The sequence below is a fragment of the Sessilibacter corallicola genome, assembly GCF_021290925.1.
GTDB lineage: Bacteria > Pseudomonadota > Gammaproteobacteria > Pseudomonadales > Cellvibrionaceae > Sessilibacter > Sessilibacter corallicola.
Window position 1 is genome coordinate 642,952 of the sequence record NZ_JAJSLX010000001.1, and the last position, 19,692, is coordinate 662,643.

At 44.2% G+C, this 19,692-nt stretch carries 15 protein-coding genes; 8 read left to right on the forward strand and 7 right to left on the reverse strand.

Annotated features, from left to right (window positions below):
- Window positions 1-295: 295 nt before the first annotated feature.
- Both LU361_RS02655 and LU361_RS02660 read right to left on the reverse strand, forming a co-directional pair.
- Window positions 296-781, reverse strand: coding sequence for a JDVT-CTERM system glutamic-type intramembrane protease (locus tag LU361_RS02655; RefSeq protein ID WP_233086763.1), 486 nt, complete (start codon window positions 779-781; stop codon window positions 296-298).
- Window positions 781-4,101 (reverse strand): ExeM/NucH family extracellular endonuclease, encoded by a 3,321-nt coding sequence (locus LU361_RS02660; protein ID WP_233086764.1) that lies wholly within the window; start codon window positions 4,099-4,101, stop codon window positions 781-783. The genes LU361_RS02655 and LU361_RS02660 overlap by 1 nt, the downstream gene beginning before the upstream one ends.
- A 761-nt stretch (window positions 4,102-4,862) precedes the next feature.
- On the opposite strand from LU361_RS02660, the gene LU361_RS02665 reads away from it, so the two are divergent.
- Window positions 4,863-5,078: a tautomerase family protein gene (locus LU361_RS02665; RefSeq protein WP_233086765.1), complete on the forward strand. Its 216-nt coding sequence runs from the start codon at window positions 4,863-4,865 to the stop codon at window positions 5,076-5,078.
- 66 nt (window positions 5,079-5,144) lie between these two features.
- On the opposite strand, the gene rraA is transcribed toward LU361_RS02665, so the two are convergent.
- On the reverse strand, window positions 5,145-5,630 hold the full coding sequence (gene rraA, locus LU361_RS02670) for a ribonuclease E activity regulator RraA (RefSeq protein ID WP_233086766.1): 486 nt from the start codon (window positions 5,628-5,630) through the stop codon (window positions 5,145-5,147).
- A 416-nt stretch (window positions 5,631-6,046) separates the two neighbouring features.
- Between rraA and LU361_RS02675 the strand changes: the two genes are divergently transcribed.
- Window positions 6,047-7,255: a multidrug effflux MFS transporter gene (locus LU361_RS02675; protein WP_233086767.1), complete on the forward strand. Its 1,209-nt coding sequence runs from the start codon at window positions 6,047-6,049 to the stop codon at window positions 7,253-7,255.
- A 30-nt stretch (window positions 7,256-7,285) separates the two neighbouring features.
- On the opposite strand, the gene LU361_RS02680 is transcribed toward LU361_RS02675, so the two are convergent.
- Window positions 7,286-7,912 (reverse strand): hypothetical protein, encoded by a 627-nt coding sequence (locus tag LU361_RS02680; protein WP_233086768.1) that lies wholly within the window; start codon window positions 7,910-7,912, stop codon window positions 7,286-7,288.
- Between the two features lie 439 nt (window positions 7,913-8,351).
- Entirely contained in the window at window positions 8,352-9,263 is a 912-nt protein-coding gene (locus tag LU361_RS02685; RefSeq protein ID WP_233086769.1) for a lytic murein transglycosylase, read from the reverse strand.
- A 777-nt stretch (window positions 9,264-10,040) separates the two neighbouring features.
- Here LU361_RS02685 and LU361_RS02690 point away from each other — a divergent pair.
- The 6 genes from LU361_RS02690 (at window position 10,041) to holA (ending at window position 17,634) form a co-directional block, all read left to right on the forward strand.
- Window positions 10,041-10,367: a hypothetical protein gene (locus LU361_RS02690; protein WP_233086770.1), complete on the forward strand. Its 327-nt coding sequence runs from the start codon at window positions 10,041-10,043 to the stop codon at window positions 10,365-10,367.
- A gap of 527 nt (window positions 10,368-10,894) precedes the next feature.
- Complete coding sequence (locus LU361_RS02695) at window positions 10,895-11,269, forward strand: hypothetical protein (RefSeq protein ID WP_233086771.1); 375 nt, start codon at window positions 10,895-10,897, stop codon at window positions 11,267-11,269.
- A 215-nt stretch (window positions 11,270-11,484) separates the two neighbouring features.
- Window positions 11,485-13,089, forward strand: a complete 1,605-nt coding sequence (xrtE, locus tag LU361_RS02700) for an exosortase E/protease, VPEID-CTERM system (protein ID WP_233086772.1) — start codon at window positions 11,485-11,487, stop codon at window positions 13,087-13,089.
- Window positions 13,090-13,318: 229 nt separating this feature from the next.
- Window positions 13,319-15,922, forward strand: a complete 2,604-nt coding sequence (gene leuS / locus LU361_RS02705) for a leucine--tRNA ligase (protein WP_233086773.1) — start codon at window positions 13,319-13,321, stop codon at window positions 15,920-15,922.
- An 86-nt stretch (window positions 15,923-16,008) separates the two neighbouring features.
- Window positions 16,009-16,578: an LPS-assembly lipoprotein LptE gene (locus LU361_RS02710; RefSeq protein WP_233086774.1), complete on the forward strand. Its 570-nt coding sequence runs from the start codon at window positions 16,009-16,011 to the stop codon at window positions 16,576-16,578.
- Between the two features lie 3 nt (window positions 16,579-16,581).
- Window positions 16,582-17,634, forward strand: coding sequence for a DNA polymerase III subunit delta (gene holA / locus LU361_RS02715; RefSeq protein WP_233086775.1), 1,053 nt, complete (start codon window positions 16,582-16,584; stop codon window positions 17,632-17,634).
- Here holA and LU361_RS02720 read toward each other — a convergent pair.
- Together LU361_RS02720 and LU361_RS02725 are read right to left on the reverse strand one after the other, a co-directional pair.
- On the reverse strand, window positions 17,631-18,407 hold the full coding sequence (locus LU361_RS02720) for an ATP-binding protein (RefSeq protein ID WP_233086776.1): 777 nt from the start codon (window positions 18,405-18,407) through the stop codon (window positions 17,631-17,633). The two genes, holA and LU361_RS02720, sit on opposite strands and share 4 nt — an antisense overlap.
- 81 nt (window positions 18,408-18,488) lie before the next feature.
- Window positions 18,489-19,589, reverse strand: coding sequence for a DUF2855 family protein (locus tag LU361_RS02725; RefSeq protein ID WP_233086777.1), 1,101 nt, complete (start codon window positions 19,587-19,589; stop codon window positions 18,489-18,491).
- Window positions 19,590-19,692 lie beyond the last annotated feature (103 nt).

Sequence of the window (19,692 nt, forward strand, 5' to 3'; positions counted from 1 at the left end):
GGCATACATTTCAAACAGAATGACAATGCCGCAATTACATAGACAGTATTCAGATTATTTTAAAAGCCACCATTGAAGAAAAATATCCTAATGGACTTTTACAAGGTTTAAGCTTTTAAGAACGGCGGTATTTTTTAGGCCAATTTTTACTCACACGAGCAACCCAGAATTTATTAGCCGTGTAAGCGAAGGTAAGAAAATTGGAGAAATAACTCGGATTAATTTTGAGCTATTTAAGAACCGAAGAAAAAGTGATCAAAAAATTCAGCAGATATGAAAATTCACTAACGGAAAATTACGCCCAATAAAAAGCAGGCGCCATCAATCCCATCAAATTATAAAGTCCGTGAATAATAATGGCGGGTAGTACTCTTCCCCTTATCTCAAAACACATTCCAAAAATAATTGATGGGAAAAATACCGCCAAGGCTCCTACGGATGAAAAATACCAGGCGTGGGCTGCGGCAAAAATAGCGCTTACGATAATATTGGCAGGAGTAAGTTGAATACCGGTTGTGAATAAGTTGCAAGAAAGGATTGGTGCTGCAAGAGATTTTATTTTCAAGGTTTCTTTGAGTAAGAAAGCACGAAAAATAATCTCTTCGCACACAGGGTAAAAAATACAGGCGAGTAAAAGGGTTCGCACAGAATCAATGCGAGAAGGGTTTGGCCACTGCTGATTGATCAAACACCAAAGCGCCAATACAAAAAGGGCAACCCATACGGCTGCCCTTAATGTTTTTATTTCTTTAGCAGAAATACGTAAAAGATCTTTTGTCATTAACGCAGTAGGTTAGCAAGCTTTCTGCGGTTAATGAAGATCAATGCTAATGCTGCAAGTAATGGCAAGGTTGGGTCAATTGGTGCGTTCGGGCCACCGAAAGAACAACCAAAGGTATTGTCATCGTCATCATCTACGTTGATTTCAATGACTTCTTCAACGGTTACCGATACTTGATCCGTGCTAGAAGCACCTTCGGCGTCGGTTACGGTAACTTCGAACACCAATGTCATTTCAGTGCCGTCAACTAACGGTGCACCAAAACTTGGGGTCGCGGTATCTGCATCAACTAGGTTCACCGAGTCGCCACTGATTTGCGTCCAAGCAAAGGTTAATTCTCCGCCTTCAGGATCTGTTGAAGCAGAAGCATCTAGATCTACCGTTACCCCTTCACCAATGGTGATGTCTGCACCAGCGTTAGCAACAGGTGCTTGGTTAACAACATCGTTAACCGTAACGGCCACCATGGCCGAATCCGTTGCACCGTCTTCGTCTGTCACCATAACCTGGAACACAAGGTCAGTAGCAACATCAACTTCAGGCGCGACAAAGCTTGCGTTCGCCGTATCTGCATTGGTTAGGGTTACCATAGCACCGCTGACTTGAGTCCAAGCAAACGTGCTGATTGCGGCGTCATCGGTTGATGCACTGGCGTCTAGGTTTACGGTATCGCCTTCATTAACAGTTTGTGCATTTCCGGCGTTGGCTACAGGCGCTTGGTTTGGTGCTTCTAGGTTTAAACCAACAATCACAGGATCGTGATCGGAATAACGCGTTGCCGTGCTATCGTCGAAGTAAGAAAGATCTTTACCGAAGTCGGCGTTGTAATCTAATGCGTCGGCTTCGTCGGCGTTGATGTTCCAAACGGTTACGTCGTTAAGTTTTTCATTTAATTCATCGCTTAACAGGATGTAATCCAAAGTACCGGTTTGACCCGCAAATACAAACGAATTGGCGTCTGGACCTTCAACGTTAACAAAACCTTGGCCTAACAAGAATTGAACGGGTTCTTCTTGAGCGTAAGCGTTTAAATCACCCATGATGATCACGTCAGAATCGTCAACACCCGTTGGGTTGGTTGCCAACCAAGTTACGATGGCTTGTGAAGCTTCTAAACGACGCTGATTCCAGAACGCGGCACCGTCATTTTGATCAAAGTTGAGACTGGTGGTATCACTGATTCCAGACTGGCCTTTTGATTTGTAGTGATTAACCACAACGGTAAACTGATCACCGCTTGCAACTTCTTCAAACGTTGCCGCCAGTGGAACACGGTTAGTCGCTGGGCCTTCGAAAATTGGATCGGCGCTAAAATCACGGCCGGTAAATCCATCGAGAGTTGCAGCAATAGTGTCATCTAGCATGGCAACGTTACTGCCATCGGCAAGATCAACAATTGCTGGCTTATAAATCATAGCGACGGCGATGGCATCACCACCAACAAACTGCACGCCCGGATTCACAAAAGTGTAAGTCTCAGAACCGATGGCTGTGTTAACCGCATCAACCAATACTTCTACTGCTGTATCAATTTCTGCATCGGTATCGAATTCGTTTTCGATTTCGATTAAACCAACAATGTCAGCATCGATAGCAACAACCGCATTAACCAATTTTGCCAACTGACGATTAAATTCTAAGTCGGCTGGATCAGTACCAAAACGTGTTAGGTCATCTGCACCGCGAGGCGAGAAACCGTTGGCCGTTTGTGCATTGCCATCATCAATGGTGGAGAAGAAATTTAATACATTCATTGAAGCAACTTTAACGCTGCCGCCAACGTCTTCTGGTGTTGCCGGACGTGGGTTTAATGAATCAGTATTGGCTGTTGAAGTGAAAGTATTTAAACCGTCAGCGTGAGAACGCACACGCCAAGTTGCGCCCGAGGCCGCGTTACCGGCAAATTTATAATCCAACACACCAGTTAAACCTGTGATGGTATCGCCCATGCGCGGCGCTGATGCTTCGTTGTAGGTAAAACCAAATAAACCAGACACGTTTTCGTTTTGGTTATTTAAGCCATCATCAACAACGATTTGACGAGCACCGATGCTGCGAAGGTGAGCATCAAAGCCGTCAACATCAGGAGTGTTGTCTTGAGTAAATTGACGTGGACGTTCACCCGCGGTTACGCGAATTTCATTAAAGCGATCTAGCTGGAATTGTTCGTTGATGGTTAAGGTTTCTGGGAAATTAACCAACATGCCTTCGAAGGCTTCTAAATCGGGCTGGAATGCACCATTACCATTTAATGTTACCGCAGTATTGCCCAATAAAGTGACATCAACCGCTAACGGAGAAACAATCGATAAAGGATCAGCAACGCACGGCGCAATAATAGTGACGGCGGTTACGGTATCGATTTGAGTTTCACCGAAGAACTGATCAACGGTACCGGAAACTCGAACCACATCCCCCAGATTTACATCAACGCCAAAAGAATCGTCAAAAACGTAAATACCTTCAGAAGAGGTTGCGTCGCCATCTTGGTCAGCGGTTTCTTCCATCACGTAGAAGCCACGTAGGTTGCGGCTGTCATCGGCATCGCCATCTTGGAAGTCACCAACTACGATACCTTCGATAGTCACCAACTCGCCAATCATTGGACTGACATCGGTTTCGCCGAAATTATTTGTACCGTAAGTGCTTGGATTACCTTGAACAGCAGAAATTAATGCCAAAGGAGGCTCAGGTGCAGGCATTGGGTCTGGCGGAGTGACTACCGCAGTTCCAGCTAGAGGTACCGGTGTAGAAGCAGATGCGTTAGTAGTTTCGTTATCTAAAACGTTAGTTCCGCTAAAACTCCACTCTGCCTGAGTAAACGTAATATTTGGCGCAGTGATACTTGGATCACGTGCCGCCCAACCATCTAGGTATTCCCAAAAGGTACCGGTTCCATCAACACCAACTTCACCAAATACGTCTGAAGCCGCGCCGTTGAAATATAAAATAAAAGCATCATCACCATTTACGTTAACAACGTTATCAGCGAAATCAGCATCGAATCCAAAAAAAGCATTAAAGTTAGCAACGCCGCCATTGGAGGTTGAGGTGATATAAAGATAATCACCCGCGGATACTGACATCACTGGGAAAGTAAATTCTGGCGCGCCACCTGATGCATTGCCGTTAGACGCACTTTCGATCCCATATTGACTTAAATCCGCAATATCTTCCAAAGCCAATAGCTCAACAGCTTTAGGAGTACCACCTGACAATGGGCCATCAACCACAGCCGTTATCAATAAATCTTGCGCAAACACCGACGGTGTTAACGCCCCCAAGAGTGCTCCGGCGAGCAGTTTTTTGTTCATTTTCATACTCAACAACCACTTATTATTAAAAGAACGATTCCTAGCAAAATTTAACCGGTTAACTTGCAAATCCTAAGCCGAAACAAACTAAAAGTTATAACCACTTAGTAATGAAGTATTAATTTTTAGACGATTCTGCCATTCCATTAATACATTTAAATTACTAAATAACATCACAGAGCTGTAAAGTAATGCTAAAAAAGCATAATTTATAACCACTATTCGAATATGGATAAAATTTTAATAAACAAAAAACATAAAGCTAGGGCCGCATTAGTAGTCCTACTTGTAGGTTATTAAATAGTTTTCTTAGATTAATTTATAATAAACGGAAGAAATTCAATAACCATTAATAACATCTTTTAACGGTTATCTTTCAGTTTTGAGAATATTTTGTGATGTCTAAAACAACAAATTCATCTGTAAGTATGAAAAAAAGAAAAAAAACAGAAAAAAAACCAGAATTAAGTATGAATTTCAGAAAAATTTAACGTTGTATTTCGCTCAATTTAATCGCCTTGATTGCGCCATTAATTTTCCGCTACTCTTCCCCACGCGTACAAAAAATTAATCTAAGTACACATCTTCTCAACGGATTAGGAAGCTCTAACCCATTTAACAAGAATTAATTCGCAGTAAAAATTTTGAAACATTTGCGTTATTTATTTACGTCATTTGTTAATAATTATTTTTATTACAAAAAATTCGACGTTAATTAGAACTGCCTACAAAACAAATAAAAACCTAGAAGTTCATAGGAGCAAGACATGCCTTACATTGATATTAAAGTTTTTAAAGACGAATTAACTTCTGAGCAAGCATCAGAATTAATCAGCAAAGTAACTGACGCAGTGGCAGAAGTTACCAGTGAAAAACTACGTGATGTTACTTGGATTACTATTGATGAAGTTAAAGACGGCCACTGGGGCGTAGGCGGCAACGCACTGGCGTTAAGTGACGTTAAAAAAATAATGGAAAGTTAAATTTCTGTTGCTTTGATTAACGCACACCTGCGTTAATCAAAGTATATCCTAGCGGGTAGAAACCCTCTATTCAGGAAGTTTAGTTTCTGAAATAACAATGCCGTTGTTATCACAATAAATCCAATCACCGGGATTAATGGTGTGGCCAGCAAAGGTAACCGCAACGTTTAAATCACCAATGCCGCGTTTATCCGTTTTTAACGGAATAGTATTCAATGCTTTAACACCCAGCTTCAGCGCAGCAATTTCATCGCAATCTCGGATACAACCAAAGATCACAAAACCTGCCCAGCCATTGGCAACGGCTTTCTCAGCAATCATATCGCCGAGCAAGGCTCTGCGAAGTGAACCGCCGCCATCAACCACCAATACCTTGCCTTCACCCGGCTGATTAGCTTGCTCTTTGACGAGTGAATTATCTTCATGGCACTTAACCGTAACCACTTCACCAAAAAACTGTTTATTTCCACCGTAATTATTGAAGATGGAATCTAGGACTCTCAAACTGCTTTCGTGATCGTCACATATATCAGGGGTTGAAACTTTTTCCATAGATGACTCCTTTTCTTCGTTTGTTTTCCCTTACTATACAAGGTTCCCGCCAACAGTTTTAGTATTAGGATTCTCTTGTGGGAACCTGTGATTGTATTTTCGGACAAACCCACAACGGTTACTTTTTGGCCGTCGATATTTGTCCAAGGCAAAAGCAAACAAATGTACAAAAGGTATGATAGCCTAGAGCGTACTATCATTAATGTAATACGCTCTAATCAAACGCCCTCGAACACCCGGTTGTTGTAACCAGGGTTTAGCCCATTCCTCATGGGTGACAGACATCGGTGGCGGAATCCGTTAGACAACAAATCCAATTCTCTGATTAAACGACGATTTCAGGTGTCTTTTAGCTTTCTATTTTGAGAAAGCGAACAGCAGCCTACATTGACGCTTTTCAGCTAAGTAGTATCTAGATGAACGCACAACAAACAGTACAAAAAGCCCCGATATTACTGCTTGCATTAACGGTGGCTTTAACGCCCTTTTCAATCGATGCCTATCTTCCAGCATTACCCACCATCGCTGAAGAATTTAATACCAGCATCCACTACATTGAATTGTCTATCAGCTTTTTCTTGGTCGGTTACGCCATTGGCCAGCTGTGCGGCGGACCCATTTCCGATTCTATTGGTCGACGAAAATCGATTTTTATCGGGCTCACGTTATTTTGCGTTGGAACCGTGGCGGTTATTTTATCGAACTCGCCCGAAACCCTTTGGATTTCAAGATTCATTCAAGCCATTGGTGGCGGACTCACTGGCGTTAATCCTCCAGCAATCATTCGCGATGTTAGCAGCGGCCGAGAAGCGGCCAGAAATTTAAGCAGAGTGGTCATAATTATGATGATCGCACCGCTGATCGCGCCAATTATTGGCACGAGTATTTTAGCGGTATCCAATTGGCACGCTATTTTTGTTTTTCTGTTGGTTTACGCGCTGGGAATATTCATCACGGTAACACTAAAACTGCCCGAAACCCGAAGATTGCCAAGCCAGACAACGCCAATAAAAAAAGAAAACGCGTTACAAAAATATCTCTACGTGGCTAAAAATCGCTATGCGATGGGGTATGTGTTTGCCAATTGCTGCTCTTACGCCGGATTGTTTGCCTACGTCACCACAGCATCGTTTATTTTTATTGAATACTTTGGCTTCACCAAAGAAGTGTTCCCCATTTTCTTTGCCATTAACGTTGCAACTTTGGCCGCTTTTAACCGAGTGAACGTTCACCTGTTGAGTTATTACAACCCACACCAACTCCTAACAGCGGGGCAAGTTGCTTTATTTTCGGTATCGGTGGTTATCTTTCTCTATTGTTATTTAACGCCAAGCCCTTCGCAGTGGGTGTTCATCCCATTGCTCGTGGCCTATTGCGCGGCGTTGGGTTTGATTTCATCAAACGCCACAGTTTCGACCATTGAATACTTTCCCAATCACGCAGCGACAGCCACTGCATTTATTGGAGCGAATTCATTTTTGTGGGGAGCGGGTTCTGGATTTGTCTACGCGTATTTTGCCGATGGCTCGTTAACACCTATCGCGGCGGTGTTTTTAGGCGCATCGGCACTGGGAATTTGTTTGAGGAATATCTTGCAGATTAAAGGAACACCGAGCATTCAGTGAAAATAAAAGCCGCATAAAGCGGCTTTTATTTTAAGCGACTCGTATAACTTCTTTTCGGCGAGTTTGCTGTAGCATTAAACAACTAAGTATTAGCGCTGCAACAATCACTGCCCAGTCACCATTCAACTCAGGAACAGCGGTTACCGTTCCAGAAGTAGAAAAGTCTTTTACAGAGCCTTCACGATCATCGCCTACTTGCAATGCGCGAATAGCTGCTAATGTAAAAGTACTTTCGGTGAGAGGTTCACCAAATGAAGGTAAACCAAAAGAAAAACTGCTAACGAAATCCTGACCTAAACGACCGATAGAGAAAGTATATTCAGGCGATATTCCGGTACCGTTAAAATTACACGCACCATTACATCGACCTACACCAACGCCATCAGTATAACTTTCGATAAGATCAAGGTTTAAACCACTTGTGCCGTAATTTACACTGGAATCAAAACCAAAACCGATCACATCACCCAAAAGGGATTGGTCACCGATGTCGATATTGAAAGTATAAAATCCGTCGTTAGTGGTATCGTCAACAGTAACTTGCCAATCAATTTCATCACTGGTGTTATAAACCCAATTTCCGAAACTGACTGAAGTCGCTTGCGTTTGTGCCGAAGCAAAAACCATCATTAAAGCAACAATTACCAGACGTAACATTGTCGTGCCTCCCGCACTTGATTGAAGTATCCACTGATATAATCCAAAAAAATCAGCTGCACAAATCTAACACAAAGTGAGAACTAGCTCACCAAAACCGTCAAATCTATCAGTTGTTTTTACACGATTTTATAGATTTACAAATTTTGAATAATCAATTTTTTAAATACATAAGCCGCAAACCAGCCTCCAATTCAGACAGGGCTTAATTAGATAAATCAAGTTTTCAAGAAGCGGTGAATTGATGTGCAAGCTTTTAACGAAAGGAGGGGTAATAGAGTGGATTTTTCAACCGAATAAACACCAAAATCCAAAATTTCACTTTCCCTAAATATAAGGTTTTATATTTAGGGATTTTGGCAGACCGATCCAAGTTATCGAGGCAGTTTTATACTCTATTCAAAAACGCAAAACTGTATACAATTTTTATCAGTATTATTTAGCTGTATTTAAACCAGTGCTCTAACGATTGCTCTTGCCAATTAACCAACAAAGACAAACCTTCGTCGACCACTTTTAAATAGACATCAATAATCTCTGTGGCTAATTCAAACAGTTGTCGGCTGTTCATGGTAATGACTTTTGATTCAAGGATTTCGCGTTCAACGGTTGTCATTAAAAACAGTAATTTGAATTCATACGCTTTAATCAACGGCAACGACTGAATGTTGTTATCAGTGACTTCTAATAAGCGATCCGCCTGATTGCGAACTTTTTCATGTTGCACACGGGTGCCTTGGATAAAGTAACGTAATTTGCTCGATTCCAACTCATCCTGGCTGCCGCGGCTCGATGCCAAGGTTGATAAACCGCGAATCTTTGCGACTAATTCCACCAGCGCTGGCAATTGGTTGCAAACAAACACCAACAGGCCCACCTGACTGAACATTTGTTTGCGAGGTTCTAGCTGTGAAACGATTCCATCGTCTTGATTGGCATCGGCAAATTGGACGGCAACAGGTCGCTCTAGGTAGCGAGCCAAAATCATCATGAGCTGAAGTAACTGCTCGATAAAATGGGAGTGGTACTCGAAATTTTCCATCACCGAGTCACCCTGCCAATCTCGCTCGATGGTCGACCAAGCGGCACTTAATTTTTCCAATTGTGCGGGCGCGAGTAAGTTGTTTGATTGTCCTGCGAACGCTTGCAGTACTTGCATCCGACGGGTGACTTGTTTTTGTAAAGTTGAGAATTCTTCCTCGAACTCTTCATAACCGGCAATCAGTGACATCCCTAAACCACGATGACGTTGGATCGCACGGCACAAGTGGCTAATTTGTTTGATTAAACTGAGCGCCATTAACCTCTCGTTGTAGTTCTGACAAGCTACAACCAAATTCCCACTGCTCATTTTCTGTTCTGCTGTTGTTTGATTTTTCAAAATAATGTCTGATCGCTTGTTAATCTGGGGCTGAATTTTTCATCGATTCAATGGCCACCTTACCGATACAGGTAATTACCCAATAAATAATGCCAGAATTTAGCAAGTGGTGTACCAGCCACTTTAGGGCCTAGGTTCCACGCTTTGCCGAATTGAAAGCACCAAAATAGGACATTTGTACTTTTTGTAATCACCAATACCGAACACAAATTCAAATATATATTGATTTATTCGATTAAAAAGGTAGTGTAAGAACCAAATACGAGCCAATTTAGGTCACACTTACTCGCGGTAATCCCATAGCAGTTCCATTAGCAATTGTATAACCAAATGGAACTAGTATTTTCTACAGCTATAACAAGCATTCAAAAGACACCCCTTCTTATGTTATAAATGTCTTAGTAAAGGAGTTTGTTATCTATTAATGGACGAATGTAAAAACAGCTGTACTCAAATCAACTTTACGCAACTACTGATTGACACTTTTTACCGCGACTAAGATCATACTTAACAGATCGTATACGTGACCTAAATCACGCTTTTGGGTGCTGATGTAAATAATGTATTTAACATGATTTGCACACATATCGCCCAATGTGTTGTTTTTTGAATCACAATTTTTGTGCACTTCAAAGATAACTTAGCCACGGTTTGCGTTATGTTGAGGGGTTTATTTTGTTGCGTTGTAATTTTTGTCTGGTCAAAAAGTGTTTGCTGTCGGTATAAATCAACGCAAAGGGAAACGCTATGAAATTTTTGCTTAAATCTTTCGTTTTAGCTTTAGCATTAGGCGCAACATCTTCTGCTTTCGCGGACTCAAACCCAATCAGTTCTTTACTTTCTGATTTTACTGTTGTCTCTCCTCAACCTCAAAGCGCATCTGGCTCTGATCTTTTCTGTAGTCTTTTTCCTGCTCGGTGTGAAGGAAAGAAGAGATACCCAAACAAAGATCCAAAACCAGTACCTGAGTTAAATGCAGCAGCGGCACCAATCTCTGCAGCTATCGCTCTTAGTGCACTTGCTCTAGGTGCGGAACGCCGTCGTCGTAAGCTTAAAATTCAGCGTAACGGCTAATTTTAGGTTTTCGAAGTCAAAAAATGTGAAGCTTCGGCTTCGCATTTTTGTAGTCCTTATTAAGGATATTAGTTTTATCGCGAACGCAATTTCCTATTGCAATCGTCGTGTTAGATTTTAGTTGTTCATTCAAAAGTACCTGCATTTGCGTACATATGTTTATTAGTAAATCCGCATCTGCTAAGCGATTTTTATTTATTTAATGAATAAATGTAAAAAGAGTTGTACTTAAACCATCTTTACGTGACAGACAATTGACACTTTTTTCTGTGATTGAGATCATACTCAACAGATCGCAAGCGTGATCTTAATCACGTTTTGAACAACTGTGTTGCTTTTTTGATATATCAAAAGCTGCATGTAGATTGATCAAAATGTTCATTTTGAGATTACAATTTTTGTGTATTGCAACGGAAATCTAACCACGGTTCCACGCTCTGGTGGGAAGGTCACTTTTTGTTGCCTACAAATGCGGTCTCATCAAAAGGTGTCTGTGGTCGGTAAATATCAACGCAAAGGGAAACGCTATGAAATTCTTGCTTAAATCTCTCATTTTAGCTTTAGCATTAGGCGCTACTTCTTCTGCTTTCGCGAACTCTAATCCAGTAAGTTCTGTTCTAACCGATTTATCGGACTTTACTGTTGTATCTCCTGAACCTCAAAGCTTCTTCTTCGATTTTTTCTGGAAGCCTAAAAAAGGTAAGGGCAAAGGCAAAGGTAAGGGTAGAAAATGTTATTTCTTCTACTTCTGTAAAAAGCCTGGTCCTAAGGACGATCCAAAAGCGGTACCAGAGTTGAATGCAGCAGCTGCACCTATTTCAGCGGCTATCGCTCTTAGCGCATTAGCGTTAGGTGCTGAGCGTCGTCGTCGTAAGTTGCAGGTTGAGCGTACTAACGCTTAATTTTCTGGCTCGATCGAGAAAAAAGCGAAGCTCTAGCTTCGCTTTTTTTATGCCTGACTGTTTTCCTGGTCTAACAACCTAGAGCCCCAGCGATACTATGGCCTAAGGAATCTGAGTTTTTACGTAAAAGCATTTGAATCACAATCATTTGATCCGTATGGTTCTAGCCCTCATGGATTGAACTCAGTAATTTCAAAGTAATTTGGCGCCTTCACATGACTCTTCGCATAGCAGCTATTGCCTTACTCCTGGTCGAAGTTTTAATTATTAGTGTAAGTTTTGATGCTCAACCGCTGAAAAACTTGGTCGACTCACAAGCCGCATTCCTCTTTTCTAATTTATCCCTAGTTATTGTTTGGTTAAGTGCTTACTTTGGTGCTTATTTGGTTGTCTTACTGACTCAACAAACAGAGCCTGTAGCACAACCTGTGAGCTACGCTCCTGTAACCACAAAATCAGCGGGAGCATTCTTCGCCTTTAATCTTGCCGCGTTTGCCTTTTTCTTTTGGGCAACCAGCTTTTTATTCGCCGAACGTACCGTCATCGACTCTGAATTTTGGTTGGTGTTTTTAACTTGGTGTGTGTTGGGCGCACTGGTATTTGTGTCTATTTTGGCGGTTGTTTATCACTGGAATTCTTGGCTGAGCAGACTGACACAACACAAGTCGACAATTGCCTTGTGCGTATTGTTGGCAACCGTGGTATCAAGTACATCGCTGTTGGCGAAAAACCTGTGGCCGTCATTCATTCAACCCACGTTTGCGCTTTCAGAAGTGATTTTGTTTTCGGTATTTGGCGAAGTTTATACCGATCCAGAAGCGCTAAATTTGGGATTGGAATACTTCATCGTCAACATCTCATCTGAGTGCTCTGGCATTGAAGGAATGGGCCTTGGTTTTTGCTTTACCATGCTCTATTTGTACTTGTACCGATCCCAACTGAAATTCCCAATCGCACTCATTTTGCTGCCAATCGCGGTGGCATTAAGCTGGCTCTTTAACGTTATTCGTATCTGCCTGCTTATTTTTATCGGCGAGTACATTTCCAGTGACTTCGCGATCGGTGGTTTTCACAGCCAAGCGGGTTGGTTTACCTTTATCGCGTTGGCCTTGATCATCATTTACCTGTTCGACAAAATCCCGTTCATTAAGAAGCGACAAGAAGAATCGGCACAACAAACCGAGCAAGCCCTTGCACCGGATTACGTTGCAACAGCGATTATTTCCACATTTATTGTCTTTCTGTTGTGTTCTCTAATCTCAGGTTTTGACGAAAGCACGGTCAACTGGCTGTACCCAGTAAAAGCCCTGGGCTCGATGGCGGCAATTCTCTATTTTTGGAAACGCTTCGAACTCACAGCGCCGAGCCGCTGGTTAGAATCGGTGGCATTGGGATTGGTGGTTACGTTGGTATGGGTGCTGCTCATCCCAGAAGATACGGAATACAACCAAACTTTTGCAACCGCCCTGGGTGAAGAATCAACGACGATGATGTTGGTGTGGTTAGCGATTCGCTTCTTGGGCTCAATCGCAGTAGCACCTATTGTTGAAGAATTAATGTTCCGCGGCTATTTGCTCAGTCGCGTCGCGGCCCATGAAATACATGAGCGCTCGCCGCAAATCAATTTGTTCGCGATTGTCATCTCTTCTCTCGCCTTTGGTGCCATTCACAATCAATGGATCGCAGGCACCGCAGCTGGTGTGCTCTACGCAGTCGTTAGATTACGCGGCAATCTAAGCTCGGCCATTCTGGCGCACAGTGTAACCAACGCGAGCTTATGTGTTTACGCGTTAACCCACGGCCAATGGTCCTACCTGTAAACAGCACTCAATATTTGTTGCTGACTTAGACCTAATCTGGTCTTGGTCAGCCAAATCGGCTCTGTTCATCTCTACATTAAAAAGCCTTGTTTACGCGAGAGTGTTCGTGTGAACAGGGCTTTCGTTAAATGCACTGCAAGTTAACATCGCATTCTCTAAAGCAGTTACCTATAATTGCCAGCTTTCATTTGAACACAACGATTTCATCCAATTAGGTGCAGTTACTGCGATGACAGACCAATACAACCCCGCCGATGTTGAAGCGAAGGCTCAACAATTCTGGGAAGCCGAGCAAACGTTTAAAGTTACCGAAGACACAAGCAAAGAAAAATACTACTGTCTGGCCATGTTCCCCTACCCCAGCGGCAAGCTGCATATGGGACACGTGCGTAATTACACCATCACCGACGTTATTGCACGCTACCAAAGAATGCTGGGTAAAAACGTTCTCCACCCAATGGGTTGGGACGCCTTTGGTCTGCCAGCGGAAAACGCCGCCATTCAAAACAAAACCGCGCCAGCGAAGTGGACCTACAGCAATATCGATTACATGAAATCCCAGCTCAAAAGCTTGGGCTTTGGTTTCGATTGGTCGCGCGAACTGGCCACGTGTCAAAACGAGTACTACCGTTGGGAGCAATGGTTTTTCACTCGCTTGTACGAGAAAGGCTTGGTCTACAAAAAAATGGCCACCGTTAACTGGGATCCAGTCGACCAAACCGTGCTTGCCAACGAGCAAGTGGTCGATGGTCGTGGCTGGCGTTCTGGCGCGTTAATCGAGCGCAAAGAAATTCCTCAGTGGTTTATTAAAATCACCGACTACGCCGAAGAATTGTTAACCAGTCTCGATAAGCTCCCTAATTGGCCTGAGCAAGTTAAAACCATGCAACGCAATTGGATTGGCAAATCCAAAGGTGTTGAATTGTGGTTTGATTTACCCGAAACCATTGCCGAATTGGATTCGTTCAGTGTTTACACCACACGCCCAGATACCTTAATGGGTGTGACTTACGTCAGCCTTGCCGCTGAGCACCCAATTTCTTTGGAGCTTGCCAAATCCAATCCTGAATTGGCCGCGTTTATCCAAGACTGCAAAAAGCAAAGTGTCGCCGAAGCCGATATGGCTTCTATGGATAAAAAAGGGTTGTATTCCGGTATCGACGCAAAACACCCAATCACGGGTGAATCGATTCCAGTGTGGATTGCCAATTACGTGTTGATGGATTACGGCTCCGGCGCGGTGATGGCAGTTCCCGCCCACGACGAACGCGACTACGAATTCGCTAAAAAGTACGACTTGCCATTAAAACAAGTGATTAAAGGCGGTAAAGACGACGACCTAAGCCAAGCCGCAATCACCGAAAAAGGCGAGTTAATGAACTCCGGTGAAGGCTTTGAACACTGGGATGGCTTGAACTTTAAAAAAGCCTTCTCGGCCATTGCCCAACACTTAAAGTCGATTAATAAAGGCGAAGTGCAAACCAACTACCGTTTGCGCGATTGGGGCGTTTCTCGTCAGCGTTACTGGGGCACCCCCATTCCAATGTTGAATTTGGCCGACGGCACCGAAATTCCGGTTCCTGCAGACCGCTTACCGGTATTGTTGCCAGAAGACGTTGAAATGGACGGCGTAAGCTCGCCGATTAAATCCGATCCCGACTGGCGCAAAGCCGGTGAAATCAACGGCGTAGTCGCCGAGCACGAAACCGATACCTTCGATACCTTTATGGAATCGAGCTGGTATTACGCGCGCTTCACCTGCCCGAATTTCCAAGACGGTATGCTAGATAAAACCGCAGCCGATTACTGGTTGCCAGTAGATCAATACGTCGGCGGTATCGAGCACGCAATTTTGCACTTGTTGTACGCGCGCTTCTTCCACAAATTAATGCGTGATGAAGACTTAATCAGCTCTGACGAACCCTTCGAACGCTTACTTTGCCAAGGCATGGTACTGGCGGAATCTTTCTTCAAAGAAAACGAAGATGGTTCAAAAACCTGGTTTAACCCAGCGGAAGTTTCGTTAGAAAAAGACAACAAAGGCAAAATTCTTTCGGCGAGCCATCCCGATGCGGGCGAATTAAGTCTCGGCGGCACCACCAAAATGTCGAAATCAAAAAACAACGGTGTTGATCCGCAATCGACCGTTGATAAATACGGAGCCGATACCGTGCGTTTGTTTGCAATGTTTGCCGCGCCTCCTGAGCAGACCCTCGAATGGCACGATTCTGGTGTTGAAGGCGCAAGCCGCTTCTTACGCCGTTTCTGGAAAACCGTTCACGGACACATTCAAGCGGGCACACCTTCGGCATTGAATGTTGAAGCACTGTCTGGCGAGCAAAAGCAATTGCGCCGCAAAATCCACGAAACCATTCAAAAGGTTTCCGACGATTTCGGTAAGCGTTTAACGTTCAATACCGCCATCGCTGCAGTGATGGAGTTGCTGAACGACGTCACTAAATTCGCCGATCGCTCAACGCCAGAAACCTTAGCCGTAGAACGCGAAGCACTCGAAGCCATGACATTGGTATTGGCTCCAATTGCACCGCACATTTGTCACAGCATTTGGCAAGATCTAGGCAACAGCGGCAGCATCGTCGATGCCACTTGGCCAAGCGTTGATGAATCCGCTTTGGTACGCGATTCATTGCATTACGCGGTTCAGGTAAACGGTAAAGTTCGCGGCGAAATCGACGTGCCAGCCTCTGCGAGCGACGACGAAGTCATCGCCACTGCTAAAGCGGACCCGAATGTATCGAAATTCTTGGAAGGCAAAGAGATTAAAATGAACAAAGTCATCAAAGGCAAATTGGTGACTTTCGCGGTGAAATAAATCGGCCTAAGCCTGCAATAACGAATTATTGCAGGCATTTTTAGGTTCGTGTGCACCCAACTCTTCATCTCATTTAGGTAAACAACATGGTCTTTATACGCTTTCTGATCACTGCCATCATTTGCTTTTCAATAAGCGCCTGTGGCTGGCATTTACGTGGAAGCGTTTCTTTGCCAGAAGATTTACGAGAACTCGCTCTGGAATCCGATGGTGTTAATGCCACCGTGATTCGTGAAATCGAACGCGCCTTTGAGCTCAATAAAATTGAGTTAGTTGATGCCCAATACGCGCCTTATCGAATGACTTTATCGGACGAATTCGAAGAGCGACGTATTTCCGCGGTCAGTTCCGACGGCCTTGCCGAACGTATCAGCTTGACCTTATCGGTTGCATTCGTGATCGAAAATCAAGACGGCTTTATTTTGGGCGAGCCCGGAAAAGCCACTGTCACCCGCAGTTACGGTTTCGATCGCCAAAACGTCGCCGGTAAAGCCGCCGAAGAGCAACTCGTCAAACAAGAAATGCGACAAGAATTGGGGCAACAATTGTTGCGTCGCTACCGCTTTTTAGCGGCCAATGGCACGGTTACCAAGCCTGTGGATAACTCTGTTCCGGTAGAAGCCATTGATTCCACTCAACCTGTGAGCAATCCTTAGTTTATGGCGAAGATCCGCGCTGAACAGCTCGCTGGCCACTGCAAAAACCCGCTCGCGCCAATTTACGTTATTTTTGGTGACGAGCCACTGTTGCGGCAAGAAGCTTGCGATACCCTTCGCAAAGCAGCAACAGAGCAGGGTTACACGGAACGCGAGCGCTATTACAGCGACGCCAGTTTGGACTGGGACGACGTCTTTTCAGGTGCCGCCAACTTTTCATTGTTTGCCGAACGGAAAATGGTGGAAATTCACCTTCACAATGGCAAGCCTGGCGATAAAGGCGCAAAAGCCATTATGCGCTACTGTGAAGACCCTTCCGAAGATACTCTGCTGTTAATCACCGCTCCCAAACTCGATGGCACCAGCCAGCGCAGCAAATGGTTTAAGGCGCTGGAAGCTAAAGGACAAATCGTTCAGGTTTGGCCTGTCAATGCCGAACAACTCCCCCGCTGGATTGATCAGCGTTTAAAAGCCAAAGGATTAAGCGCTTCGAGCGAGGCCATCGACATGCTATCTGCCAAGGTAGAAGGCAACTTGTTGGCCGCTAAGCAAGAGATCGAAAAGCTAACTCTCATTTCGAGCCAAGACAGTGCTATCTCTGCCGAAGAGATGGCTGCCGTGGTCGGCGACAGTGCTCGCTACGACGTTTTTGGACTGGTGGATAAAGCATTGACCGGTAAAACCGAATCCGCCATGAAAACCCTTCAGGGTTTGAAAAGTGAAGGCACGGAACCGGTTATTATATTGTGGGCACTGGCCCGCGAAATCAGAACGTTGGTTGCCATCTGCGAGGCGGTGGAATCCGGCCAAAGCCAAATGCAAGCGTTTAAAGCCGAGCGCGTTTGGGATAAACGCCAAGGCATGATGCAAGCCGCCCTCGCTCGGCTTTCCCACAAACATTTGCAGCATTTATTGCGCAAAGCCAACGGCATTGATCGTGCGGTTAAAGGGCTGCGCAAAGCGTCTGTATGGGACGAACTCACTGATTTAACGCTTCACTTGTGCGGTATTGTCACGATCAAGCCACAAATAGATGCCCTGTCTTTAACAACCTAACTCTCGGTTGCCTCAACAATGCTCTGATAAAACTGTTTTGCCGTGCGCGCGCTATTGGTTCCGCGAGTACGGGCAAACAGCGCAGCTTTTTGATGCAAGATTTCCTGATCAAAGTCGTGTGAGGCAAACAACAAATCCACCACTTTAAAATATTCTTGCCAACTGATGGGGTAAAACGACAGCCACAAACCAAATCGATCCGCTAACGACAATTTTTCTTCCACGGTATCAGAATGCAAAACACTGGAATCGGCCATTCTTGCCGCAAGGGTTTCTTGATTGTCTGCTTGGGTTTGGGGAATTAAATGTCGGCGATTAGACGTTGCGTATAACAGCAAATTTTCCGGCGGCAGCTCAATAGAGCCCTCTAAAATACTTTTTAAATGCTTGTAATTGGTTTCATCGTTTTCGAATGAAAGATCGTCACAGAATAAAATAAACCGGTAATCACAATCACTGATTAAGTCGACGATTTCGGGCAAGTCTTCTAAATCGGCTTTATCGACTTCAATCACACGCAACCCCTGATCAAAATATTCATTGAGCAGCGCTTTTACCAAGCTGGATTTACCCGTGCCGCGCGCGCCCCACAACAAAGCGTTATTCGCAGGCAAGCCCTGTAAAAACCGAGTAGTGTTGTCAACCAAGAGTGATTTTTGGCGATCGATTTGTAAGAGTTGATTGAGACCAATCGAGTCCAATCGGGTGACCGGTTTTAAGTACGCTTGTTTTGGCCGCCATACAGCCGCTTTATGAACACTCCAATCGAGCATGAATTCCCCTAAAATAATAACGAACAGTTAGGGAGATTATAAACAGCGACCAACAAGAGAAGAAACCGTAGATGCTTATACCTATACTTGGCAAAGATAAGCGACGGCCGGGTCGGATTTGCCCGCTAAAATTTGCTGATACACCCAGCGAACTTCCTCGGCACCATCAATCAATTGTGGTGACAGCCAACTGGAAAAGGCTTCACAGGCTAAAACACAGTGCTCTTTGAATTCAAACGCCATTCTCGCTCGGGTATCGTAGCCCATCACTTGTTGGAAAAAATCTTGCGGATTGAAAATTTCCCCCATGGGAAAAGCATCATTTGTAGGTTTTGATTCCAAGGTTGCGTGAGGCAAACCAAAGCCGTAAACATACACCAACTGCGATTTCAGATGATAATGCAACATTGCTAATATTTGTGGCCCAGAGGATAAATCCACAACCAACGACGGCGCCTGTAACAAACGGCTGATGTCGTTGTAGGTATGAATTTCATCGTAATATTGCAAGCCATCGATGTGGTTTCTATGGCGATGAGAGGTAATTCCGACAACTTTTGGCACATTAGAAAATCCACCAATACTGCGCCAATATTTTAAGAAAAAAGCCAGAATAAGCGCAGTTTTACTGGAAGCACCGGTAATCACCAATTGCTGCGCGCCCTTAAATCCGTTTTCCAACAAGGTTCTGCCCAGGGCGAACGCCACGTCTAACATTGGTCGCAAATAGACGTACAAGTCGGGATCGATGAGATCAAATAACTCGGCCTCATCCAACGCGGGCATGGTGTGGGCTTTGACTACAGAATCATTCTCGCTGCCCACCCTCATTTGAGTCGAGACGACTTCACGATCGGGATTCCACACCAAATAGCGTGTCATAGGAAACCAACCGTAAAAACCGAGTCCTTTATCGAAGCCTTCTCGGTTGGATTCGATAATCTGCGCATACCCCCACACATAGAGATTTTGAGTGGTATCGGATGTGCTTTCTTGAACAAAATTGGAGGGATTAGAAACCGTGGATTGACTTTGAGGCAAACTCGAGCCGGAAAAACCGAATCGTTCCAGCTTTGCTAAAAAAGCACCGTCTTGTAAATAATGCCGAGGCCGCAAAATACCATTGGTCACCAACAGCTGGCGACTGTCCTTGTTGCATAAGTGTAAGGTCACATTGTGCATAAATACGGCTACTTAACATTCCATTGCGCTGTCGTCACAAAATCGGACACGATTTAAAAGGATTTACAAAGATCAGCGTCTTATTGTTATCTATATTTACGGC

Coding starts and splice junctions, on each gene's coding strand:
- LU361_RS02720 (WP_233086776.1), bottom strand. CDS start 18,407: ATGCTCGATTGGAGTGTTCATAAAGCGGCTGTATGGCGGCCAAAACAA.
- rraA (WP_233086766.1), bottom strand. CDS start 5,630: ATGGAAAAAGTTTCAACCCCTGATATATGTGACGATCACGAAAGCAGT.
- LU361_RS02690 (WP_233086770.1), top strand. CDS start 10,041: ATGAAATTTTTGCTTAAATCTTTCGTTTTAGCTTTAGCATTAGGCGCA.
- LU361_RS02655 (WP_233086763.1), bottom strand. CDS start 781: ATGACAAAAGATCTTTTACGTATTTCTGCTAAAGAAATAAAAACATTA.
- xrtE (WP_233086772.1), top strand. CDS start 11,485: ATGACTCTTCGCATAGCAGCTATTGCCTTACTCCTGGTCGAAGTTTTA.
- LU361_RS02695 (WP_233086771.1), top strand. CDS start 10,895: ATGAAATTCTTGCTTAAATCTCTCATTTTAGCTTTAGCATTAGGCGCT.
- leuS (WP_233086773.1), top strand. CDS start 13,319: ATGACAGACCAATACAACCCCGCCGATGTTGAAGCGAAGGCTCAACAA.
- LU361_RS02710 (WP_233086774.1), top strand. CDS start 16,009: ATGGTCTTTATACGCTTTCTGATCACTGCCATCATTTGCTTTTCAATA.
- LU361_RS02725 (WP_233086777.1), bottom strand. CDS start 19,589: ATGCACAATGTGACCTTACACTTATGCAACAAGGACAGTCGCCAGCTG.
- holA (WP_233086775.1), top strand. CDS start 16,582: ATGGCGAAGATCCGCGCTGAACAGCTCGCTGGCCACTGCAAAAACCCG.
- LU361_RS02685 (WP_233086769.1), bottom strand. CDS start 9,263: ATGAGCAGTGGGAATTTGGTTGTAGCTTGTCAGAACTACAACGAGAGG.
- LU361_RS02665 (WP_233086765.1), top strand. CDS start 4,863: ATGCCTTACATTGATATTAAAGTTTTTAAAGACGAATTAACTTCTGAG.
- LU361_RS02675 (WP_233086767.1), top strand. CDS start 6,047: ATGAACGCACAACAAACAGTACAAAAAGCCCCGATATTACTGCTTGCA.
- LU361_RS02660 (WP_233086764.1), bottom strand. CDS start 4,101: ATGAAAATGAACAAAAAACTGCTCGCCGGAGCACTCTTGGGGGCGTTA.
- LU361_RS02680 (WP_233086768.1), bottom strand. CDS start 7,912: ATGTTACGTCTGGTAATTGTTGCTTTAATGATGGTTTTTGCTTCGGCA.